Origin of the sequence: Stenotrophomonas sp. CFBP8994 (assembly GCF_034044835.1) — a bacterium.
GTDB classification, from domain to species: domain Bacteria; phylum Pseudomonadota; class Gammaproteobacteria; order Xanthomonadales; family Xanthomonadaceae; genus Stenotrophomonas; species Stenotrophomonas rhizophila_A.
This window is the reverse complement of the sequence record NZ_JAXCWT010000002.1, coordinates 390,974-412,914: the sequence shown is the minus strand read 5'-3', so window position 1 is coordinate 412,914 and position 21,941 is coordinate 390,974. Positions and strand designations below refer to the sequence as shown.

Annotated in this window: 17 protein-coding genes; 10 read left to right on the top strand and 7 right to left on the bottom strand. The window is 66.4% G+C overall.

Annotated features, from left to right (window positions below):
* The first annotated feature begins 10 nt into the window (after positions 1-10).
* On the top strand, positions 11-3,046 hold the full coding sequence (locus tag SOM39_RS06555; protein WP_320457857.1) for a sensor histidine kinase: 3,036 nt from the start codon (positions 11-13) through the stop codon (positions 3,044-3,046).
* A 53-nt stretch (positions 3,047-3,099) separates the two neighbouring features.
* On the opposite strand, the gene SOM39_RS06550 is transcribed toward SOM39_RS06555, so the two are convergent.
* Together SOM39_RS06550 and SOM39_RS06545 are read right to left on the bottom strand one after the other, a co-directional pair.
* On the bottom strand, positions 3,100-3,693 hold the full coding sequence (locus SOM39_RS06550) for a TetR/AcrR family transcriptional regulator (RefSeq protein ID WP_320457856.1): 594 nt from the start codon (positions 3,691-3,693) through the stop codon (positions 3,100-3,102).
* Between the two features lie 12 nt (positions 3,694-3,705).
* Positions 3,706-4,305: an NAD(P)H-dependent oxidoreductase gene (locus SOM39_RS06545; protein ID WP_320457855.1), complete on the bottom strand. Its 600-nt coding sequence runs from the start codon at positions 4,303-4,305 to the stop codon at positions 3,706-3,708.
* A gap of 235 nt (positions 4,306-4,540) precedes the next feature.
* Between SOM39_RS06545 and aroQ the strand changes: the two genes are divergently transcribed.
* From aroQ to accC, 3 genes are all read left to right on the top strand, one after another.
* On the top strand, positions 4,541-4,984 hold the full coding sequence (gene aroQ, locus SOM39_RS06540; protein ID WP_320457854.1) for a type II 3-dehydroquinate dehydratase: 444 nt from the start codon (positions 4,541-4,543) through the stop codon (positions 4,982-4,984).
* 63 nt (positions 4,985-5,047) lie between these two features.
* The gene (gene accB / locus SOM39_RS06535) at positions 5,048-5,536 is read left to right on the top strand and encodes an acetyl-CoA carboxylase biotin carboxyl carrier protein (RefSeq protein WP_184125873.1); all 489 of its coding nucleotides are present in this window, start codon (positions 5,048-5,050) and stop codon (positions 5,534-5,536) included.
* 10 nt (positions 5,537-5,546) lie between these two features.
* The gene (gene accC, locus SOM39_RS06530) at positions 5,547-6,914 is read left to right on the top strand and encodes an acetyl-CoA carboxylase biotin carboxylase subunit (RefSeq protein WP_068854222.1); all 1,368 of its coding nucleotides are present in this window, start codon (positions 5,547-5,549) and stop codon (positions 6,912-6,914) included.
* 143 nt (positions 6,915-7,057) lie between these two features.
* Here the strand turns inward: accC and SOM39_RS06525 are convergent, their stop codons facing one another.
* From SOM39_RS06525 to SOM39_RS06515, 3 genes are all read right to left on the bottom strand, one after another.
* The gene (locus SOM39_RS06525) at positions 7,058-9,238 is read right to left on the bottom strand and encodes a hypothetical protein (protein ID WP_320457853.1); all 2,181 of its coding nucleotides are present in this window, start codon (positions 9,236-9,238) and stop codon (positions 7,058-7,060) included.
* Positions 9,239-9,385: 147 nt separating this feature from the next.
* Positions 9,386-9,757, bottom strand: a complete 372-nt coding sequence (locus SOM39_RS06520; RefSeq protein ID WP_068854224.1) for a hypothetical protein — start codon at positions 9,755-9,757, stop codon at positions 9,386-9,388.
* Positions 9,754-10,713, bottom strand: a complete 960-nt coding sequence (locus SOM39_RS06515; RefSeq protein WP_068854225.1) for a hypothetical protein — start codon at positions 10,711-10,713, stop codon at positions 9,754-9,756. Before SOM39_RS06515 ends, SOM39_RS06520 begins: the two co-directional genes overlap by 4 nt.
* Positions 10,714-10,884: 171 nt before the next feature.
* On the opposite strand from SOM39_RS06515, the gene prmA reads away from it, so the two are divergent.
* The 6 genes from prmA (at position 10,885) to purD (ending at position 17,025) form a co-directional block, all read left to right on the top strand.
* On the top strand, positions 10,885-11,805 hold the full coding sequence (gene prmA / locus SOM39_RS06510) for a 50S ribosomal protein L11 methyltransferase (protein WP_320457852.1): 921 nt from the start codon (positions 10,885-10,887) through the stop codon (positions 11,803-11,805).
* 8 nt (positions 11,806-11,813) lie between these two features.
* Complete coding sequence (locus SOM39_RS06505) at positions 11,814-12,554, top strand: DUF3426 domain-containing protein (RefSeq protein WP_320457851.1); 741 nt, start codon at positions 11,814-11,816, stop codon at positions 12,552-12,554.
* Positions 12,555-12,666: 112 nt separating this feature from the next.
* A complete protein-coding gene (gene fis / locus SOM39_RS06500) occupies positions 12,667-12,942 on the top strand; it encodes a DNA-binding transcriptional regulator Fis (RefSeq protein WP_068854228.1) in 276 nt (91 codons plus the stop codon).
* 64 nt (positions 12,943-13,006) lie between these two features.
* Positions 13,007-14,590, top strand: coding sequence for a bifunctional phosphoribosylaminoimidazolecarboxamide formyltransferase/IMP cyclohydrolase (purH, locus tag SOM39_RS06495; protein ID WP_249833215.1), 1,584 nt, complete (start codon positions 13,007-13,009; stop codon positions 14,588-14,590).
* Positions 14,591-14,667: 77 nt separating this feature from the next.
* Entirely contained in the window at positions 14,668-15,693 is a 1,026-nt protein-coding gene (gene rhuM, locus SOM39_RS06490) for a RhuM family protein (RefSeq protein WP_320457850.1), read from the top strand.
* Positions 15,694-15,738: 45 nt separating this feature from the next.
* Positions 15,739-17,025 (top strand): phosphoribosylamine--glycine ligase, encoded by a 1,287-nt coding sequence (gene purD, locus SOM39_RS06485; RefSeq protein ID WP_320457849.1) that lies wholly within the window; start codon positions 15,739-15,741, stop codon positions 17,023-17,025.
* 120 nt (positions 17,026-17,145) lie between these two features.
* On the opposite strand, the gene rpoH is transcribed toward purD, so the two are convergent.
* Positions 17,146-18,021 (bottom strand): RNA polymerase sigma factor RpoH, encoded by an 876-nt coding sequence (gene rpoH / locus SOM39_RS06480; RefSeq protein ID WP_068854233.1) that lies wholly within the window; start codon positions 18,019-18,021, stop codon positions 17,146-17,148.
* A gap of 305 nt (positions 18,022-18,326) precedes the next feature.
* Entirely contained in the window at positions 18,327-21,941 is a 3,615-nt protein-coding gene (locus tag SOM39_RS06475) for a hypothetical protein (RefSeq protein WP_320457848.1), read from the bottom strand.

Below are 21,941 nucleotides of genomic sequence, written 5' to 3'. Positions count from 1 at the left end.
AGTTCACCGCATGCCCCTGTTGTCTTCGTTCCCCGGCCACGCCATGCGTGCGCTGCTGCTGGTTGTTCTTTTCACCCTGTCTCCGCCGGGTCTTGCGCAACAGCATCCGTCGCCTGGTACCGGGTTTACCGGCTACCACCACACCGCGTGGCGGGCCGGCCAGGGCGCACCGGGCGATATCTGGGACATCCAGCAGGACCCCAACGGCACGCTGTGGCTGGCGACAGGCTCCGGGCTGTACAGCTTCGATGGGCACCGGTACGTACGCCAGCAGACGAACGCCGGTGCTGCGCAGCCCTCGCTCAACCTGGTGACCCTGCGGGGCGACAGGAGCGGTGGCCTGTGGTTGGGGTATTACCACGCCGGCATCGCCCATCTGGGCAGCGACGGCACCCTGCGCTCTTACCAGCGAAATGAAGGGGTGCCGCCGGGCGTGGTGTCGGGGTTTGCATACGACAGCAACGGCGTGCTCTGGGCAGCGGTTGACGAAGGCCTGCGCCGGTTCAACGGGACGCGCTGGGAAAAACCGCCCGCATCCATGGGCCTGCCCGAGCGCCACGCGCACTGGCTGCTCAACGATTCCCGGGGCCGGTTCTGGGCGCTGGTCGGCCAGAAGGTGTGGTTCATTCCCAAGGGCGGCGCTGCGTTCGTCCCCACCGGCATCGAGGTCTCCTTGATGGCGACGCTGGCCGAAAGCCCGTCGGGCGAGATCTGGCTGGCCGACCGGCGCCGCGGCGCGGTGCCCATCGCCGATGCCAACGGCCTGCTCCCGGCCGCTGAACGGCAGGCCCGCCTGCTTCCGGACGTGCTGGCCAGCCGCCTGCATTTCACCTCGGACGGCGCCATGTGGGCGCCCATGCGCGGGGGCGGCGGCATCCTGCGGGTGCTGTTCGACGGCAAGCACGCGGTGCGCATGGAGCGCTTCGATGTTCCGCAGGGGCTGACCTCCACTTCGGCCGTGCCGGTCTTCGAGGATCGCGAGGGCAACGTGTGGGTAGGTACCAACCTCGGCCTCAACCGCTTCCGCGCGCAGAGCGTCCGCACTCTCACGGAAGGGCCCAACGATCCTTACCGCATCCTGGCGAGGAATGCGGGCGGCGCGCTGTTCGGGTATGGCGAAGACATGGTGCCGTATGACCTCGACCGCCACGGCCTTGGCCTGGATCGGGCCGGTCTGCAGCGCGCGGCATTGAGGGACACCCGCCCGCTGTGGCAGTTCGAATGGACCAGCCTCGCCCGGCGCAGGGGAACGGCGCTGGAGGTAGTGCAGTTCCCCGGCACTGCACGCGGCCTGCAACCGCAGGCACTGCATTTTCCGGGCGCCGAAGAGGCCTGGGCCTGCGTGGGCGAGAACCGCGTCGTGCATTACCTGCGCGGTTCCTGGACGGAGGACGCGCGCATCACCCTGCCCGGCTGCACCGTCATTGCACCAGACAGCGCGCAGGGCCTGCTGTTCGGCTATGCGAGCGGGGAGCTGGTGCTGCGCGACGCGACCGGGGTGCACCGCATCGGCTCGACCCGGGGCCTCGACGCAGGCCCGGTCACCGCCGTGCTTGCGCATGAGCACCTGCTGCTGGTTGCCGGCGAGAAGGGCTTCAGCATCAGCAGCAACGGAGGTGCGTTCAGCGCGGTAACGGCCGACATTCCCGGCGTGCTGGAAGGCATTACCGGCATCGTCATCGACCCGGACCAGCAGGTGTGGTTGAACGGCGGGCGTGGCTTGGTGCGCCTGGATCTTGCCGATGCGATCGCCAGCGCGCGCACCGGAAACGCCGTCTCGCCGAGGCTGTTCGATGACGTCGATGGCATGCCCGGTATCGCGCTGCAGAGCGGCCCGATTCCCACCGCGCAACTTTCGAAGGATGGACTGCTGTGGCTTGCAACCAACCAGGGCCTGGCGTGGCTGGATACCACCCGCCTCCACCGCACGCGCGCGGCCCCCAGCGCGCGCATCGGCGATGTGCATTTCGGTGATGAAACCCTGCCCCTGCGCGACGGCACCGTGGTTCCCGCGGGCATCACCCAGCTGCAGATCGACTTCGTCGCGCAGTCGCTTGCCCGCCCGGAACGCAACCGCTACCGGTACCGGCTTTCCGGCGTGGACTCCGGCTGGCGCGACGCCGGCAGCGCCACCACGGCCTACTACACCAACCTTGGACCGGGCAGCTACACCTTCGAGGTGCTGGCTGCCAACGAAGATGGCGTATGGGGGAGCGCCCCAACCACGCGTGCCTTCCGGATCGAGCCGCTGCTGACGCAGACGTTCTGGTTCCGCGGGCTGTTGTTGATCGCGCTGGTGGTGCTGGTCGCTGCGGCCGCGCGCGTGCGGGGCCGCCACATCACCGCCCTGGTCAAAGCGCGCTACGAAGAGCGGCTGCAGGAACGTGAGCGCATTGCCCGTGACCTGCACGACACCCTGCTGCAGGGCGGACAGGGCCTGTTGTTGCGGCTGCACGCGATCAGCGCCATGCCGTCCCTTCCGGACGAGGCGCAGGCGCGGCTTGAATCGGCCATGCAGGCTGCGGAAGACAGTCTCCGGGAAGGCCGCGAACGCGTCGCTTCGCTGCGCAGTGACACCGGCGCCGGGCTCGATCTCGCTGCGGCGCTCACCCATGTCTACAACGAAGAGACGAACCCGGCGGGCACGCGGTTGCGGGTGGTGGTCTCGGGCGAAGCGCCGCGCCTGAACGACGCCGCCGAAGAAGTGTTCCTGATCGGCCGCGAGGCAATCCGCAATGCGTTGGCGCATTCGGCCGCCACGGACATCGACATTGAGCTGAGCTTCGGCCACACCTTCTGCCTGCGGGTACGCGACAACGGCCGGGGCATGGTGGAGGGCACCGTGAAGCAGGGGCGCTGGGGCGTGCAGGGAATGCACGAGCGCTCAGCGCGCCTGGGCGGCGCCCTGCGCATCAGGTCCAGGCCAGCACGAGGCACCGACGTTGCGCTGTCAGTGCCGGGTGGGCGTCTGTATGCACGTCAGCAGGCCGTTGCGCCGAAACGGTGGCATGCTTTCTTCAGGAGAGGGCGGGGGCGTCAGGGCTGAGGGACTGGAATTCCCTTGGCCCGCCAGCGCACTGGTCGCCGCGGAGGGATCTATCAGCTGCGCTTGATGGTCGACACGATCAGCCGCACCAGCTCTGCCTCCGCCACCGCGTGCTCAACCACCCCGGCGGCGACCGCTTCGGAGAGCGACTCCGCCGCGCCCAGGATCGCCCAGTAGCCCGCGTCTGGTACTTCGCTGCCGGTGGCGAAGCCACCCACCCATTCCGCGCACTTGGCGATGAACTCCTGCTGGTACCGCCGCTTTACCTCCATCAACTCGGGTGACCCCGCGAGGGCAGCGAGGATTCCCTGGATCTCGCTGCCCTGCGACAGCACGCAGTCGATGTAGCCACCGGCAATGGCATGGGCGCGATCCTTCAACCGAGCCTTGGCCTTGCCGATGCGCGCTTCAAACACCGCAGTCTGGCGCTGGTCGTAGTCCTGATAGAGCGCAGCCAGAAGGCCGTTGCGGGTGATGAAGTGGTCATAGGCCACCGGCTTGGTGACGCCGGCCGCTGCGGCCAGGCGCCCGAGCGACAGCGCATCGGTTCCCTCTTCGCCCACCAGCGCCCACGCCACATCCAGCAACTGGCGCGCGCGTTGTTCGCGCGGCATGCGGCGACGGGGCGGTTCGGGGCGTGTGGGCATCGGAAGGGTCGGTCAGGCAGCAGCAGACGCGCCAATGGTACGGCCGATGTCCGCCGCGGTGCGCAGGTGCGCTTCTGCGGAACCGCTGTCCGATTCCAGCAGCAGCGTGGACGACTGCACGCGTGCGCCGCAGTAATCAAAGATGCCCATGTCGATCTGCGTCTTCATCGCGGTGCCGTAGCCACGCCGCTCGATCATGGCCGCGTCCGCGCCCCCCAGTCCCACCAGGTGCACCTGCAGGCGCTGCAGCTTCTTGACCACCTTGCCCTCAGGGCTCTCGGCATAGGCCCAGCCCTGGGTGAACACGCGGTCGATCCAGCCTTTGAGCAGTGCCGGGAATGACCACCAGTACAGTGGATAGACCAGCACCAGCGCGTCCGCCCGATCCATCCGGGCATGTTCGGCGGCCACATCCTCCGGCGGCGCTGCGGTTTGGCGGAACAAGGCGTTGTCGGCCTGGTTGAAGCGGGGGTCGAAGCCCTCCGCAGCCAGGTCGGCGATCTCCACCGTGTTGCCGGTGCTGGCGGCAAGGATGGCGTCGCCGATCCGGCTCGCCACCGCGTGGGTGAGTGAGCCGGGTTTGGGGTGGGCAACTACGATCAGGCTGTGCATGGGGAATGCTCCCGGAGTGACGTTACCTACTAAAGGTAATATCGCTCTCCCGGAACACCAGTGCCATGAACGGAACGCTGAGGCGGCATCTGCGGCGGTCGAGGTGCGACATCGCCCGCGCCCCAAGCGATCCGCCAGAAATTCAAACGATTGCTTGAAACACCCCTAACTTCGCCGAACTGGACACGATCCACCAGTTCCGCCAGACTCCGCCCTTTCTCGTTGCGTGGCACCCATGGCGAAACTGCTGGTCCTGCATGGCCCCAACCTCAACCTGCTCGGTACGCGCGAGCCGGGCGTGTATGGGCACACCACGCTGGCGCAGATCGACCAGGCCCTGCTGGCCCAGGCGCAGGGCGCCGGGCACGCGGTGGAAAGCCTGCAGTCCAACGCCGAGCACGTGCTGGTGGACCGGGTGCAGGCTGCCCGTACCGACGGTACCACCTTCATCCTGATCAATCCGGCCGCGTTCACCCACACCTCGGTCGCGCTGCGCGATGCGCTGGCGGCGGTGGATGTGCCGTTCATCGAAATCCACCTGTCCAACCCGCACGCCCGCGAACCGTTCCGCCAGCACAGCTACTTCAGCGACAAGGCGGTCGGCGTGATCTGCGGCTTTGGCGCCGACAGCTATCGCTACGCGATGGACGCGGCGCTGGTGCGGCTGGCGTCCGCCTGACACCCCATTGACCCGAGCGCAACGCGCTTCCCACTCCACTGACATCAAACACCTGAGGCCCCTATGGATCTCCGCAAAATCAAGAAGCTGATCGACCTGTTGGAAGAGTCGAACCTTGCCGAAATCGAAATCAAGGAAGGCGAAGAATCCGTCCGCCTGTCGCGCGCCCCGGTGTCGGGCTACGGCATGGTGCAGGCCCAGCCGCAGATGATGATGGCCCCGGCCCCGGCCCAGCCGGCCGCCCAGGCGATGCCGATGCAATCGCCGACCGAAGCCTCCACCGGCGGTACCGCCAAGCCGGCTGCGGCGCTGCCGGAAGGCCATGTGCTGCGCTCGCCGATGGTCGGCACGTTCTACACCTCGTCCGCACCGGACAAGCCGGCCTTCGTCACCATCGGCCAGCAGGTCAAGGCCGGCGAAACGCTGGCGATCATCGAAGCGATGAAGATGTTCAACCCGATCGAAGCCGATGCTTCCGGCACCATCGTGGCCATCCTGGCTGAAAACGGCCTTCCGGTCGAATTTGACCAGCCGCTGTTCGTGATCGGCTAAGGATCCGTCCATGCTCGACAAAGTCGTTATTGCCAACCGAGGGGAGATCGCGCTGCGCATCCTGCGCGCGTGCCATACCCTGGGCATCCGCACGGTGGCCGTCCATTCCACGGTCGACCGCAATCTCAAGCACGTGGCCATGGCCGACGAGTCGGTCTGCATTGGTCCGGCGCCGTCGCCGCAGAGCTACCTCAACATTCCGGCGCTGATCGCGGCGGCGGAAGTCACCGATGCCCAGGCCATCCACCCGGGTTACGGTTTCCTGTCGGAAAACGCCGACTTCGCCGAGCGCGTGGAAGAATCAGGCTTCATCTTCATCGGCCCCAAGGCCGACACCATCCGCATGATGGGTGACAAGGTCGAAGCGATCCGCGCGATGAAGGCCGCCGGCGTGCCGTGCGTGCCGGGTTCGGGCGGCCCGCTGGGCGAAGACATCGTGGCCAACACCAAGATCGCCCGTGAGATCGGCTACCCGGTCATCATCAAGGCGGCCGGTGGCGGCGGCGGTCGCGGCATGCGCGTGGTGCATGCCGAGGCATCGCTGAAGACCTCCATTGAAACCACCAAGAGCGAGGCCAAGGCCGCGTTCGGCAATGGTGAGGTCTACATGGAGAAGTTCCTGGAGAATCCGCGCCACGTGGAAATCCAGGTGCTGGCCGATGGCCAGGGTAACGCCATCCACCTCGGTGAGCGCGACTGCTCCATGCAGCGCCGCCACCAGAAGGTGGTGGAAGAAGCGCCGGCACCGGGCATCAGCGCCGAACAGCGCGAAGAGATCGGCAAGGTCTGCACCGAAGCCTGCGTGCGCATCGGTTACCGCGGCGCGGGCACCTTCGAGTTCCTCTACGAAGACGGCCGCTTCTACTTCATCGAAATGAACACCCGCATCCAGGTGGAGCACCCGGTAACCGAAATGGTGACCGGCATCGACCTGGTGGTGGAGCAGCTGAAGATCGCCGCCGGCCACAAGCTCAGCATCAAGCAGAGCGATGTGGTGCTCACCGGCCATGCGATCGAATGCCGCATCAACGCTGAAGATGCCGAAACCTTCGTGCCGAGCCCGGGCCTGATCACCGCGTTCCATCCGCCTGGCGGTCCGGGTGTGCGCGTGGATACGCACATCTATGCCGGCTACCGCGTGCCGTCGAACTACGACTCGATGATCGGCAAGCTGATCGTGCACGGGCCGGATCGGGAAACGGCCATTGCGCGCATGCGCGTGGCGTTGAGCGAAATGGTGGTGGACGGGATCAAGACCAACGTGGCGCTGCAGCAGCGCATCATGCGGGACAAGGGCTTCCAGGCCGGTGGGCAGAACATCCATTACCTGGAGAAGCGGCTGGCTGAGCGCAAGAACAAGTCGATTGCGTTGACCTGATCCGTTCGGTGGTGGATTGAACAGGGAGGCGGGCATTGCCCGCCTTTCTGCTTTATTGCGTCATGGGTGACTCACTGTTGCCGGGTGATCCTGCTCTACATGGGCCGACCAACGGTAGGCGCTACCCGGGCAGCGCGCGGTGCTCAATCGCGCAGCGGGATGGCCAGCAGCGGCTGCGCGCCGAGGGTACCCATGGCCTGCCGTGCGGCACCCAGCTCTTCCAGGTGCAGCTCGCCGGGTGCCTTGGCGATGACCTTGAACAGCACGTTGTTGCCGATCATGACCTGCGCTTCGTCCTGCAGCGAGAGCAGGCCGGTGGGATGGGCATGCTGGCGCATGGCAAGGGTCACCAGGGTGGTGGCGCCCCGCACGCTGTTGTTGTTGGCTGCAGCGGCGGCATGCACCGCACGCCCCCGGTCACCGCTGGCCACCAGGAATGTGCGGCTGTACAGCGTCTGCCCTTCCTGCAGGCCGGCGAACTGCGCGGCATCCAGCGCCAGCGCCGTGTACACCCGGCCGGCGTGCGGCGGAATGCGCGCCAGGGCGCGGTTGATGCGCGCCACCGCCTGCTCCGAATCGCGGAACACAGGCTGCAGGCTGCCGTATTGCAGGAAATCGTCCATGGAGCGGCGGCGCCAGGTGAGGTAGCTGCGGATGGCGGCGCGCTGCAGCTGGCTCAACCGCAGCCGCGCGTTCTGCGCCACGGCGCTTTCATACACCTGCGCGGCTTCCAGGCTGGGCATGCCGCGATATTCCACGTTGAACTCGGCCTGGGTCATGAAGCGATGCTCCTGCGCCGGAATCGCCTGGCGGATATCGACAATGCGGTGCGCCGGGTGGTTTCGGCGATGCAGGCGGCCGGCACCGGCGCCGCGTGGCAGATACACCGAAATCCGCTGGGTGTGCTCGTCCACCTGGCGCAGGCGCACGCGGAAGTAGCGGTCGTTGAAACGCAGGTAGTGGCGCAGCCGGTTGCCTTGGCGGCTCATGTACCAGCCTGGCCGACCCACATCGGGCACGATGCCCCGTCGGCGCGCCTGGTGCTCGCCCAGTGCCTGCCCGTGATGGGTCTCCAGCTGGCGGGACAGTTCCGGCGAGAACTCGGGTGGCAGCGCGGCGCAGGCGTCGCCCGGTGCCCGGCGACAGCGCAGCGTGCGGACAGGCTTGGGGGCTTCCTCGCGCAGCTGGTAGACGCCGTCGCGCTTGACCAGTTCCAGCGCGCCGATGCGCAGGCCCAGTCCATCGGTCAGCGTGGCGGCGTAATAGCGCCCATCCACGCACACGGCGTTGCCTGCAAGCTGCGCGGCCGGATCGTTGTAGTACAGGATGCCATCGGGTCCAAGCAGGTCCAGGCGCAGCCGGGCATGCTCGATTGGCGCCTGCTGATGCACCCGCCCGGCCAGGTGGTCGAACACCGCAATGGAACTGTCCGCGCGGTGCACGCTGGACGTTGCCGGCCGTGTGGCCGGTGCGCGTTTCCATTGCCAGTCGCCGGTATCGAAGATCACATCGACGGTGCCATGATCGGTCAGCACCTGCAGCCGCCCCTCACTGATGCTGAGATCCCGTTCGGCACCCTCAAACCGCACCTGGACGCGGCCGTGGTGCAGGTCGGCGGTGGTCTGGCGGATCGTCATGCCCGGCCGCCGAGGCGCAACCGGCGGGGTGTCACTTTCGCCAGAGCCACGCGACGCGGCGGCGGCTGGCACCGGCTCCTCGTCTTCCGGTCCTGCGGGTGCGCCGGGTTCGAGTCCATGCATGCCGCCCAGCACCATCACCGCGTCGGTCAGCTCGGTCCGATCGAGTGGTTGATGGTCGAGCACATCGGCGCCCATATCGAGTACGACCGCCGCCTCCTGCATACCCAGCACGCTGCGCCCGCCCAGCATGGCAGCTTCGGCCAGGGTGGAGAGCGCATCCCCCACCTGCAGCAGCGCGCGCATGCCCGTGCCCAACGGCGGCGCACACCGTACCCCTTCGTGCCGTAGCCACGCGGTGCGGGTGTCGCTGAACAGCTCGGTCACCGGGCTGCGCAACAAGCCCGCGACGCCATGCAGCACGCCCGGCAGGCTCGGCGAGACAGGCACCGGGATGCAGTTGGCCGGGCGTGCGCTGGGAGCTGCGTGCGCTGGCAGCGGCCGCGCGGTGCTCAGTGGCAGCCTCGCGGCATTGGTCACCGTCAGCACCGCCGCCAGGGCCTGCATGGGTGTTTCAACGCGACGGATGACGGTGGGGTCCACCGGCTGCGGCTGCGGACCGGTGACAGGACTGCGGGCGTGGAAGCGACCGGCGGCATGCCGGTGATCGACTGCGGTGGTGGGCATGGAGGGCTCGTTCAGAAGGCGAGCCCGATGAGATCGAAGCTACGCCTTTCTGTCCAAGCGAATATCCCTACCGGGATCGCATCTCTGATAGGCGTGGACAATCGCTGATGCGACCCAGGCCCCGCAGCGGGGTGCCAAGGCCCTGCATCAGCGGCTGGCGTCGGCGGCCGTGATCTGGGTGTCCTTGACCGGCGCCACGCCCAGCGACGACGTCGGGTCGACGATCACCATGGTTTCGGTCGAGCCGTCCGGCCAGACCACCTGGAACGTACTGCCCGCCGGCAACGAAGCGAAGGGCATGCCGCTCTGCGCGCGGTACACCGCAGCCACCTGGCTGGCACCGGCGCGGCGCACGTCTTCGTGTGCCTTCACCGAGGTCAGGGTCACCTTCGACAACTTCCGGTAGCGGTCATCGTAGGTGTCGATCATGACCAGGCCCACGGCACCGGCCGAGTAGGCCACGAACAATGCCACCCAGAACCAGAACTTGGCACCATGCAGGAATCGACGGTAATTCATGACCGGTCACTCCGCTTGATCAACTGCTCAACCAACGTTTTCATTTTCCCCGCACCTTGCCGCGAAACCGCAGCGTCATACACAAAAGTGGCGAAGTCCTGCCCACCGTCCTGCGAACAGATCCCTCCGTTCGCGCAGAAATTGTTCATCAATACACTGTCCGGCCCGCAGGCCATGCCCAGCTCGCACGCCGCCAGGCGCCAGGCCAGTTCACTGAACTGGTCGCCGGCCACCAGGCCCTGCAGGGCGCCGTCGCCACTGGCGCGCTGGCCCATGGCGGTGGAAATGGCCATGTACGCTTCTGGATCACGCGAATCCATCACCCGCTCCACCAGGCCACGGCGGTACTCGGGGGTGTCTTTCAATGGCTGGCCATCGGCAAACAGCGCCGCCTCGGCCGCCAGGTTGCCTGCGCGCGCAGCCAGCACGCGCTGGGTGACAATCAACGAGCGGCCAAGGCCGTCGCTGGAGACGAATCCCGCGCAACGGCGCGCTACACGCTCGCGTGCCTGCACCATCGGCGAAGATGCGTTCATGCCCAGCCCGGTAAGCACGTTGTTGTCGAGCTGGTAACCGCCCGGGTCCATCGCATAGATCGCGCAGTAGTCATACACGCGGCTGACCATCCAGCCTGCCTCGGCATTGCCGTTGGCCGCCTGCAGGCGCAGGCGCTGGGCGTAGGCGAACAGGTCGGTGTCGCCCTCGATATCGGCGCGGATGTCCAGCGGCAATCCCGACGGCACCGCCGTGCTGCGCTCGCTGGCCAGCAACTGGCGCGCCAACTGCTGGGCCTGCAGCGGCGCAGCCGACCCCGTGCCGACCTGCAGCTCACTCACGGCAGCCGACGCATGGTCGGCCTGCAGCGCACGGCCGCCCGCGCGGTAGCCCACCACCCCCAGCAACGCCAGGGCCGGTACCACCAGCAGCCAGGTTTTGAGCGTGGGCGCGAGGGCCATTCAGCGAACCGGTTCAAAGGAGACAGACAGCAGGATGCGGAGTTTAGCAATGGCGTACCCTGTTGTCTGAACAGGCCGTCGCGTCGCTTCTCACCGCCTTCTGAGACGGTCGTCGCCGCGACCGTCCGCAATCGTCTAGCATTCACCGTTTTCCGCAGGTCCTTATCGCCCATGCCGTTCCTGGAACTCACTCTCCACTGCACCGAAGCCACCCAGCCGCGCTATGAGAATGCGCTGGACGACGTGGGCGCGCTGGCGGTGACCCTGCTCGACGCCGATGCCGACACCAGCAACGAGCGCGCCATCCTGGAACCGGGCGTGGGCGAAACCCCGTTGTGGAATGACCTGGTGCTCAGCGCCCTGTTCCCCGCCGATTCCAATGCCCTGGCGCTGCTGGCCGCGCTGGAGGCGTTCGATCCGGGCCTGGAATGGACCGATGTCAGCTTCCGCGCAGTGCAGGACGAGGATTGGGAACGCGCTTGGCTGGACCAGTTCCAGCCGATGGCCTTCGGCGACAGCACCTGGATCGTGCCGTGGAACCATGAACTGCCCGAGGCTGCGCAAGCCGCTGATGCTGCCGTGGTAAGGCTGGACCCGGGCCTGGCGTTCGGTTCGGGCACCCACCCCACCACCGCGCTGTGCCTGCGCTGGCTGGACGGGCTGGCCGCCGAAGGCGCGTTGGCCGGGCAGACGGTACTGGATTTCGGTTGCGGCTCGGGCATCCTGGCGCTGGCTGCGCTCAAGCTCGGCGCGGCCAGGGCCGTGGGCGTGGACAACGACCCGCAGGCGGTACTCGCCACGGGCGACAACGCCGAGCGCAACGCGCTGCAGGACCGCATGCAGGTCTACCTGCCGGCCGACGAACCGCAGGCCACCTACCCGGTAGTGGTGGCCAATATCCTGGCCTCGGCGCTGGATGCGCTGGCCGATGTGCTGGCCGCACGCGTGGCACCAGGCGGCCGCATTGCGCTGTCGGGCATCCTGCATGGGCAGGAAGACGAACTGCTGGTGCGGTATGCGCCCTGGTTCGAGCAGCTTGACGTGGCGCGCGACGACGACTGGATGCGCATCACCGGCGTGCGCCGTGCTTGAATGACCCGATGAGCGAACCGACTCCGCCACCGCGACGTCCACTGGCCACGTTCCTGCGTGCGTCCGCTGAACCCACGCCCGAGGCGGTCGACGCGGTCGCCCCGGACAGCGAGGCGGACAACAACGAGGACAATCCCGTTGTTGCCGAGGCGTATGTGGAGGACATCGAGCAGACCGAAGCGGACATCGACCCCGCTCCGGTCGCGGTGGCCGAGCCCATCGCGCCCAACGCTGCTGCCACGCACGCCCCCAGTTTCATGCGCGCCCCCGAACGTGCAGCGCCCACGCCGCGTTGGCAGTGGGCGCTGGTCGGTGGCCTGGTCGTGCTGCTGTCGCTGCAGATCGCCGTCGCCGACCGCGCGCGACTGGCCGCCGATGCTGGAAGCAGGCCGTGGATTGCCGGGCTGTGCAGCGTGCTGCGCTGCAGCCTGCCGGCCTGGCAGGAACCGGCCGCCTTCAGCATGATCAGCCGCGATGTGCGGCCGGTGCCCGGCCAGCCCGGCGCGCTGCAGGTGCAGGCCAGTTTCCGCAACGATGCCCGCTGGGCACAAGCCTGGCCCTCGCTGCGGCTGTCGCTGTCCGACGCCGATGGCCGCGTGATCGGTACCCGCGTGTTCGCGCCGCACGACTACCTGGACCCTACGGCCGATGCCGCTTCCGTACTGGAACCGGGCCAGAGCGCGCAGATCGCGTTCCGGGTGCGCGAACCGGCTGCGTCCACCGTCGCATTCACCTTCGAGTTCCTGTAACCCGGCGTCCTGCCAACGAGCGTGGCGGCACGGCCACGCACGCGCTAGACTGGCCCCCTCCAAATTCTCCGCCAGGGTTGTGGTCCGCCCTGGCTTCGCACCGGGATCCTTCTTGAACGCTGTCCTTTCTCGTCCTGACAATAGTCGTGGCGCGCCGAAGCCGCCGCTGCGCGAACACGTGGCCCAGTCGGTCCGGCGTTACCTGCGCGACCTGGACGGCTGCGATGCGGATGACGTGTACGAGATCGTCCTGCGTGAAATGGAAATCCCGCTGTTCGTGGAAGTGCTCAACCACTGCGAAGGCAACCAGAGCCGCGCGGCGTCGATGCTGGGCATCCACCGTGCCACCCTGCGCAAGAAGCTGAAAGAGTACGGCATCGCCACCTGAGGCCCCGGTGGGGGTGCGGGACGGCCTACAATATGGGCCCGCTCCGCTTCGATCTCCTGCCCCCATGAGTTCCGATCTGCTGCCCGTGCGCCGGGCCCTGCTTTCCGTTTCCGACAAGACCGGTCTGATCGACCTGGCCCGCGCCCTCGCCGCGCGTAACGTCGAGCTGCTTTCCACTGGCGGTACCGCCAAGGCAATCCGCGACGCCGGCCTGCCGGTCAAGGACGTGGCCGACGTCACCGGCTTCCCGGAAATGATGGATGGCCGGGTCAAGACCCTGCACCCGCTGGTGCACGGCGGCCTGCTTGGCCGTGCCGGCCAGGATGAGGCGGTGATGGCCGAACATGGCATCGCGGCGATCGACCTGCTGGTGCTGAACCTGTACCCGTTCGAGCGCGTCACCGCCAACGCGGACTGCACGCTGGCCGATGCGGTGGAAAACATCGACATCGGCGGCCCGGCCATGTTGCGATCGGCGGCGAAGAACTTCGCCCGTGTTGCAGTGGCCACCGATCCGTCGCAGTACGCCGAATTGCTCGCCGAGCTGGATGCCAATGATGGCAGGCTGTCGGCCGCCAAGCGCTTCGCGCTGTCGGTGGCCGCGTTCAACCGCGTGGCGCAGTACGACGCGGCGATCAGCAACTACCTGTCGGCGGTAACCGCCACCGATGCGGCCGTGCCGATGCGGACCGAGTTCCCGGCGCAGATGAATTCCAGCTTCGTGAAGGTCATGGACCTGCGCTACGGCGAGAACCCGCACCAGGCCGGCGCGTTCTACCGCGACCTGTCGCCGGTGGCAGGTACGCTCGCCACGTTCCAGCAGCTGCAGGGCAAGGAACTGAGCTACAACAACCTGGCCGATGCCGATGCCGCATGGGAATGCGTGCGCCAGTTCGACGCGCCGGCCTGTGTGATCGTCAAGCACGCCAATCCGTGCGGCGTGGCCGTGGGCGCCGGCAACGGCGATGCCTACGAATTGGCGTACGCCACTGACCCGACCAGCGCCTTCGGCGGCATCATCGCCTTCAACAAGCCGCTCGACGCCGCCACGGCCAAGGTGATCCTGGACCGCCAGTTCGTGGAAGTGCTGATCGCCCCGGATTACGAACCGGCTGCGCTGGAGTACGCGCAGAAGAAGGCGAACGTGCGCGTGCTGCGCATTCCGCACGGCGAAGGCCGCAACAATTACGACACCAAGCGCATTGGCTCGGGCCTGCTGGTGCAGAGCGCGGACAACCGTGGCATGCGCCGTGACGAACTGACCGTGGTCAGCAAGCTGGCTCCGACCGAGAAGCAGTTCACCGACCTGCTGTTCGCCTGGAGCGTGGCCAAGTTCGTCAAATCGAACGCGATCGTCTATGCCAAGGACAACCGCACCATCGGCGTCGGCGCTGGCCAGATGAGCCGCGTGTATTCGGCGCGCATCGCCGGCATCAAGGCCGCCGACGCGAACCTGGTGGTAGAAGGTTCGGTGATGGCGTCCGACGCGTTCTTCCCGTTCCGCGACGGCATCGACGCCGCCGCCGCCGCCGGCATCAAGGCGGTGATCCAGCCGGGTGGTTCGATGCGCGACGCCGAGGTGATCGCCGCGGCTGACGAACACGGCCTGGCGATGGTGTTTACCGGCGTGCGTCACTTCCGCCATTGATTGTTCGGCGTAAGGTGGGGGCCGACCAGGCGTCGGCGCCCGCTGACAGGTTCTGACCGGAGCTGGAGGGTGATCGCATGACCGACAACCATGGCGAGCTGATTCTGTACCGCACCGATGACGGTCGGACGGAGGTTCATCTGCGCGCCGCGGAAGGTACGGTCTGGCTGACGCAGGCAGAAATGGCCCAGCTGTTTGATACCACCAAGCAGAACATCAGTCTGCATGCCCGCAACATCTTCGCAGAGCAGGAGCTGTCAGAGGAATCAGTTGTCAAGCATTACTTGACAACTGCCGCCGACGGAAAACGTTATAAAACAACGAATTACCGACTGGAATTCATCATAGCCGTCGGTTTCCGGGTCCGCTCGCCTCGCGGAGCACAGTTCCGCCGCTGGGCCGGCTCGTCGTTGGCTCAGTATCTGGCCAAGGGCTTCCTGCTCAACGACGAACGACTCAAGGACGCCGAGCGCGCGGACTACTTCAAGGAACTGCTGCTCCGCATCCGCGACATCCGAAGTTCGGAGAAGCGGTTCTACCAGACGCTGCGTGATCTGTTCAAAGCCAGCAGCAGCGATTACGACGGCACGGCAGCAACAGCCAAGACGTTCTTCGCCACCATCCAGAACAAGCTGGTCTTCGCCATTACCGGCCGCACCGCTGCGCAGCTGATTGTCGAGCGCGCCGATCCCGACGTGCCTCACATGGGCCTGACAAACTGGTCCGGCGACAAGCTCCGCAAGTCCGACGCGGTCGTGTCAAAGAACTACCTGACGCAGAGGGAACTCGATCAGCTGAACCGGCTGGTCACCATGTTCCTCGACTTCGCAGAAGACCGTGCCGAGCGTCGCATCGAAACGCGGATGGACGACTGGATCACGCAGACCGACCGTTTCCTCGACTTCAACGAACGCGCTGTGCTCAACGGTCCGGGCCGCATCTCAAGTCAGCAGATGGAGTTGATCATCGCGGAGCGATACGCAGCATTTGATGCGGAGCGGCGCGGAGCGGACAGGATCACATCAGAACGCGAGGCCGAGGTTGACCTGCAGCAGTTGCACACCGAAGCCAAGCGTCTTGTCTCCGCCGTGAAACCGGACTGACCTCCTTCCACTCAACTTTCTTACTGTTACCCCAGGAATGCCCCAATGAAAATCCTCGTCATCGGCTCCGGCGGCCGTGAACATGCCCTGGCCTGGAAGCTGGCCCAGTCGTCCCGTGTCACCGAGGTGCTGGTTGCACCGGGCAATGCGGGTACCGCCACCGAGGCCGGCTGCCGCAATGTCCCGGTGAAAGTCACGGACCTGGACGGGCTGCTGGCACTTGTGCAGGCAGAAGGTGTCGAGCTGACCGTGGTTGGCCCGGAAGTACCGCTGGTGGCCGGCGTGGTCGACCGCTTCCGCGCTGCGGGCCATCGCATCTTCGGCCCCACCGCTGCGGCGGCGCAGCTGGAAGGAAGCAAGGCCTACGCCAAGGACTTCCTCGCCCGCCACAACATTCCCACCGCGTTCTATGCCGTGCATACCGAGGTGGATGCTGCGCTGGCCTACGTCCGCGACAAGGGCGCACCGATCGTGGTCAAGGCCGATGGCCTGGCCGCGGGCAAGGGCGTGATCGTGGCGATGACGCAGCAGGAGGCCGAAGACGCGGTGCGCGACATGCTGTCGGGCAATGCGTTCGGCGATGCAGGCGCGCGCGTGGTGATCGAGGAATTCCTCGATGGCGAGGAAGCCAGCTTCATCTCGATGGTCGATGGCACCACGGCGCTGCCGATGGCCACCTCGCAGGACCACAAGCGCGTGGGCGATGGCGATACCGGCCCGAACACCGGCGGCATGGGCGCGTATTCGCCCGCACCGGTGGTTACCGAGGAGGTGCACGCACGGGTGATGCGCGAGGTGGTGAACCCCACCGTGCAGGGCATGATCGCCGATGGCATTCCGTTCACGGGCTTCCTTTACGCCGGGCTGATGATCGATGCCAGTGGCGCGCCGAAGGTGATTGAATTCAACGTGCGCTTCGGCGACCCGGAAACCCAGCCGGTAATGCTTCGCCTGCAGTCGGACCTGGTGGAACTGGTGGAGGCGGCGATCGATGCACGCCTGCATGAAGTGGAAGCGCGGTGGGACCCGCGTCCGTCGCTGGGCGTGGTGATGGCGGCGGCGCCGTATCCGGAAACGCCGATCACCGGTGATGTGATCCACGGGCTGGACCAGGTGCCGTCTACGGCCAAGGTGTTCCACGCCGGCACCACGCTGGACGCGCAGGGCCAGGTGCTCAGCGCTGGCGGCCGCGTGTTGTGCGTGGCCGCGCTGGGCGACAGCGTGGGCGATGCGCAGGCCAATGCGTATGCGGGCGTGGCGAAGGTGACGTGGAAAAACGAATTCCACCGCAATGACATTGGCTGGCGGGCTATCGCGCGCGAGAGGGCGTAAGAGCAGCCGACTAACAGTCGGCTCTACCCTCGGTAGGTGCCCACTGTTGGTGGGCACGTCCTTGGCGCAACAAAAAAGCCCAGCGATGCCGGGCTTTTGTTTGATGCGTTGGATGCCGCGTTACGCGGTGAACAGCGCCTTCATCTTCTTCAGCGCGTTCGCTTCGACCTGGCGGATGCGTTCGGCGGACACACCGTATTCATCGGCCAGCTCCTGCAGGGTGACCTTGCTGTCGGCGTCCAGCCAGCGACGACGGATGATGTCGCGTGAGCGGGCGTCGAGCTCGGCCAGGCCTTCGCGCAGCAGCTGCAGCTGGTTGTCTTCGCTGTCGGCACGCTCGTAGGCCATCGACGGATCTTCATCGTTGGCGACCAGGAACGCAGCCGGCGACGGCGGCGCATGCTCGTTATCGTCATCGCTGGGCGCATCGAAACCGATGTCGCGACCCGAGAGGCGCGATTCCATTTCCAGCACTTCGCGTTCGGACACGTTGAGGTCCTTGGCGACAGCGGTGACTTCCGCCGCGTTCAACCAGCCCAGGCGGGTCTTGGACTTGCGCAGGTTGAAGAACAGCTTGCGCTGCGCCTTCGTCGTGGCGACCTTGACGATGCGCCAGTTCTTCAGGATGAACTCGTGCATTTCGGCACGGATCCAGTGCACCGCGAAGGACACCAGGCGGACGCCCATGTCCGGGTCGAAGCGCTTCACGGCCTTCATCAGGCCGATGTTGCCTTCCTGGATCAGGTCGCCCAGCTGCAGGCCGTAGCCGTTATAGCCACGGGCCACGTGCACCACGAAGCGCAGGTGGGAATGGACCAGCTCGCGCGCGGCGTCCAGGTCCTGCTCGTCGCGGAAGCGGCGGGCCAGGTCCTGCTCGTCATCGACCGTCAACACCGGGATCTGGTGCACGGCGCCGATGTAGGCGTCCAGCGAACCGAGCGCACTGGGAATCGGAAGATTGTTTGCCACAAGGGCAGTAGACATGTTCTGGCTCATAGGGGTCATCTTATCAGTCCTGTATTTGGACTGCTGACAGTTCAAAAAGTTCCAGCGTTCCGCAGGTGAAACGCTGACGCAGATCAGGCCCCTAACGTACCGCGAAATGGTGACAGTTGCGAGTGGCCGCCCTTCGGCGCAATTCCAATGTAAATCAATATGATACAGTCCAAAATGTCTCCACCACGTCGTTTTGGGCAGGACAATCCCACAAAGATCGGCCCATTCAGGATGAAAACGTTGCCAGGCATTCAGCCGAAGCGCCCGAATGAGATGAACGGTGGCAGGCCAGACAATGCCGAAGCCTAGTAATACCCGGACAAATTCAGGAAGAACCCCTTCGCTTCATACCGCAACTCGGTCAGGTCATCACTGAACTCGGTGAAGTTGTACCCCGCACCAATCTTGAAGTTCTGCCCCACCTGGCGGTCCACGCCCACCAGCCAGCCCTTCTTGTCGCCGCCCTCGCGCACGTCCAGCCAGCGGTACTCGCCCATCGCCTCCCACTGCGCGAACAACCGGTAGCGCAACTGCAAGGCGGAGAAGTTGACCCGGCTGTCCAGCCACGCGCCCTCGCCGCGCCCGGTGCGGTAATCGCCCCAGCGGCCGGCCAGCTTCCCGGCCAGCTCCCAACGGTCGCTGAGCTGCATCACTCCTTCAAACGAGACGATCTGCGATTTCTGGTCGTACACGTTGCCGCCTTCCTGGCCCAGCGACGCCACGTCGTAGAGATACGTGTACTTGCCGAAGGCCGCCCAGCGCGTGTTGTCGTGCGGACGCCAGGCAAAGCCCAGGTTGGACTCCACCAGCTTGGCATCGGCCAGCGGATTGCGCTTGTCATCGGTGTCGGCGTAGTTGGCGCGCAGCGCGATGCGCCAGTCCTCGTTGACCTTGTACAGCAGCCGGTTGGTGGTCACCCACTGCCGACGATCTTCAGCGCCTTCGTCGCGGCGGTATTCGAGCTTGCTCGTCCACTGCGTATCGGCATCGGTGCGGCCACCGCTGACGCTGTAGGCGCGGCGATCGACGCGCCCGGTCGTCGCGTCCAGTTCGCCGTCCATCACGCTGAAGCCCAGCGTCCAGCCCTGCGCGGGGTAGAAGTCCATGCCGAAGGTATGCACCAGCCCGGCGCTGTCGTCGCGACGGTCCTTCAGGTACTGGCTTTCGTTGAACACGTTGACCTGGTTGCTCAGGCGCCAGCGCTGGCCGAGTGTCCAGCCCGACTGCAGCCCGGTGTCGTAGAGCGGGTCAGTGGTGGTGCGGTCGGTGCTGTAGCTGTAGTTGCCATAGAAGCTGTGCTCGGGCGTCATCCAGTATTCGCCTTCGAGCTTGGCGCCATCGCCGCGGCTGCCGCTGCTCACTTCCGCGCCCAGGCTGGAGCGGTCGCCGAACAGGTAGCGCGCGCCGAGCGTGGCAAGGTCGTTCTTCTCGTAGGCGCCGCTGTCGTCATCCACGGTCAGCTGCCCTACCCCATACAGCTCCCACTTGGCACCGAAGCGCTGCCGGTAACTCAGCGCCGCCAGGGTGCCGTCCACGTCGGTACCGGCGTTCTCTTCGCGCACCCGGCGCAGTTCGGCCCCGAGCTGGCCGTCGTTGCCCAGCCGCCAGTCCATCGTCAGCTGCGACTGCTCCACCGCCACCTCACCGCGCTCGGCGCGGCTGTGCCGGCCGTACAGGCTCAGGTTGTCGGTGAAGTAGCCCAGGAACTCGGCACCGTATTCCTCCAGCGCCAGCCCACTGTCCATGCGCGAGACCGAGAAGCCGGCGTCCACGTCGCGCCACCAGGCGCCCATGCTCCAATCCTGTTTTGTCCAGCCCAGCTCACGCAGGTTGGCGCGCGCTTCCACCGCGCGTGCATCGCCCTTGCGGTCGCCGCTGACCGGATTGCGCTGGATGAAGCTCAGGCCGCCGTTGTCGGAGTAGAAGATCGGCGCGGCAGTGGCCTCGGTGCGGGTCTGCTCCAGCTTCAGGTAAGTACCACGTCCGGCCTGGAGGGTCAGGTCGGCGCCCATCAGGCTGTAGTCGTCGCCACTGCGGTTCTCGTCGACGTAGGTGCCGCCCACCGCCACGTGGTCGCCGAACCACTGCTTGCCGCGCAGGCCGGCGCTCACGTCGTCGGTGCTGAATCCCAGCGGGATGTACTCGTAGTCCACCAGCAGCAGCTGGTCATAGCCATCCAGCGGCGTATCACGGGTCAGCGTACGCACGTTCTCGCGCGTGATCTGCGACAGCGCGCGGGTCAGGAACAGGCGGCCCTGGATTTCATTGATCTCGTAGTCCACGCCGCGCTGCAGGTTGGTGCGCACTTCGGTGCGGCCGGTGGTACGGTCGCGCACCTCCAGCACCACCTGCTCCGAGCCGGGCAGCAGGTCGGTGTGACGCAGGTAGTAGAGGCTGCCGCCGGTGCCGAGGAACTCGGTGTGGCCAAGCGCGGACTGCGCCTCGGAACCGAAGGCCTTGAGCAGCGAACGCGGGTCGCCCAGCGGGGTGGTCGCGCGCGAGCGCCAGCTCACCGCCGCGCCGTACAGCGAACGCACGTACTGGCCGTACTCGGTGCCGGTGAAGCCAGTGGCGAAGTTGCCCCACAGCGCCTGGTTCTGGTCCCAGTCCACGCGCACGTACAGCTTGCCTTGGGTGTCGATGTCGCGATACGTGGTGGAGTCGTCACCGTATACCGGGTAGTACTGGTCCGGATCCAGGCGGCGGAACACGTCGCGGGCGTCGGCATCCAGGAAGCCGTCGAACAGCCGCTTCAGCTCGCGGTCGTAGGTGTCGGCCTGCGCGGTGACCAGGTATTTGCCGCGCAGCTTGCTCTTCAGGTAGAACGCCAGCCGGCCTTCGCTGAGGAAGCTGTCGTCCTGGTCGCGGTCGGCGGCGAGCGGATCCAGGTTGCCGCTGGCGGTATTGCGCGACAAGGTCACGTCGGCCAGCGCCACCAGGAAGCGGTAGCTGCCGGTCACTTCCACGTCGAGCGTGCGGGTCAGCGTCGGCGCGTCCATGGCCTCCACCTGCACGGTGTACCGGTGCTCGCCGATCGGCTCCAGGAACTCGGCGGCGAACTTCTGCTCCAGGTCCACCGGGAAGCTCTGCCCGTTGATCATCACCCGTGCATTGGGGCTCAACCCACGCCCGTAGATCCGCACCCGCGAGCCATAGATCGGGATGTTCTGCTGGCGCAGCGCGTTCTGCCCGTAGATGGCATTGCTCAGCTGCTGGGCCTGCGCATCGTCGCCATCGAGCACGCGACCCAGGGTGCGCTGCACGTTGTCCCGCACCAGCTGGGTGCCGCGTTCGTAGTCGGTGGGCAGTACCAGCTGGAAGCGCTGCGCGTTGGTTTCATCGAAAGAACCATCCCGGCCGTAGGCCCGGGCGATGTACTGCAGGTCGTCGCCAACTCGCAGGTTGAGGTTGTCCGGCAGCTGCCCGTCCCATTCGGTATTGCCGACGTAGTCCACCGGCATCTCGATGCGCGCCAGCGGCGTGACCAGGTCGGTGTCGCTGCCGCGGTAGATCACCACTTCCAGGCGCTCGATGAACGAGGCGTAGTTGTTGTAGCCGTGGAAGCGCAGCGGCTTGGTCAGCCGGCCGTTCTCGAACGGAGCCATGGAGCCGGTCTGCACATTGAGCACCGGCGCCGACAGCGCCGGATCTTCGGTGGCCCAGACCACGGCGCCATCGGGGAGCTCGGTGGCCGACGGACCATTGGGTGCCGGCACCACCGCACCGGGTTCCGCAGGACCGGCGGGAGCATCCACCGCCGGACGCACCTGCAGCAGCAGGTCATTGCCTTGCCGGCAGCCGTCCACCCCGCACAGGGTGGTCGGCACTTCGGGCAGCGGTTGCGGCGCCTGCGCGTAGGTCATCGGCGACCACAGCGCCAACAGGAGCATCAGGGAGCTGAGTGAGGTCTTGCGGTTCAT

Bases quoted from the DNA above. Each gene is read 5' to 3' on its own strand.
- accB (WP_184125873.1), top strand. From the start codon at position 5,048: ATGGATCTCCGCAAAATCAAGAAGCTGATCGACCTGTTGGAAGAGTCG.
- SOM39_RS06545 (WP_320457855.1), bottom strand. From the start codon at position 4,305: ATGCACAGCCTGATCGTAGTTGCCCACCCCAAACCCGGCTCACTCACC.
- SOM39_RS06520 (WP_068854224.1), bottom strand. From the start codon at position 9,757: ATGAATTACCGTCGATTCCTGCATGGTGCCAAGTTCTGGTTCTGGGTG.
- SOM39_RS06515 (WP_068854225.1), bottom strand. From the start codon at position 10,713: ATGGCCCTCGCGCCCACGCTCAAAACCTGGCTGCTGGTGGTACCGGCC.
- accC (WP_068854222.1), top strand. From the start codon at position 5,547: ATGCTCGACAAAGTCGTTATTGCCAACCGAGGGGAGATCGCGCTGCGC.
- SOM39_RS06475 (WP_320457848.1), bottom strand. From the start codon at position 21,941: ATGAACCGCAAGACCTCACTCAGCTCCCTGATGCTCCTGTTGGCGCTG.
- SOM39_RS06505 (WP_320457851.1), top strand. From the start codon at position 11,814: ATGAGCGAACCGACTCCGCCACCGCGACGTCCACTGGCCACGTTCCTG.
- SOM39_RS06555 (WP_320457857.1), top strand. From the start codon at position 11: ATGCCCCTGTTGTCTTCGTTCCCCGGCCACGCCATGCGTGCGCTGCTG.
- rhuM (WP_320457850.1), top strand. From the start codon at position 14,668: ATGACCGACAACCATGGCGAGCTGATTCTGTACCGCACCGATGACGGT.
- rpoH (WP_068854233.1), bottom strand. From the start codon at position 18,021: ATGAGCCAGAACATGTCTACTGCCCTTGTGGCAAACAATCTTCCGATT.
- prmA (WP_320457852.1), top strand. From the start codon at position 10,885: ATGCCGTTCCTGGAACTCACTCTCCACTGCACCGAAGCCACCCAGCCG.
- SOM39_RS06550 (WP_320457856.1), bottom strand. From the start codon at position 3,693: ATGCCCACACGCCCCGAACCGCCCCGTCGCCGCATGCCGCGCGAACAA.
- purD (WP_320457849.1), top strand. From the start codon at position 15,739: ATGAAAATCCTCGTCATCGGCTCCGGCGGCCGTGAACATGCCCTGGCC.
- aroQ (WP_320457854.1), top strand. From the start codon at position 4,541: ATGGCGAAACTGCTGGTCCTGCATGGCCCCAACCTCAACCTGCTCGGT.
- SOM39_RS06525 (WP_320457853.1), bottom strand. From the start codon at position 9,238: ATGCCCACCACCGCAGTCGATCACCGGCATGCCGCCGGTCGCTTCCAC.
- purH (WP_249833215.1), top strand. From the start codon at position 13,007: ATGAGTTCCGATCTGCTGCCCGTGCGCCGGGCCCTGCTTTCCGTTTCC.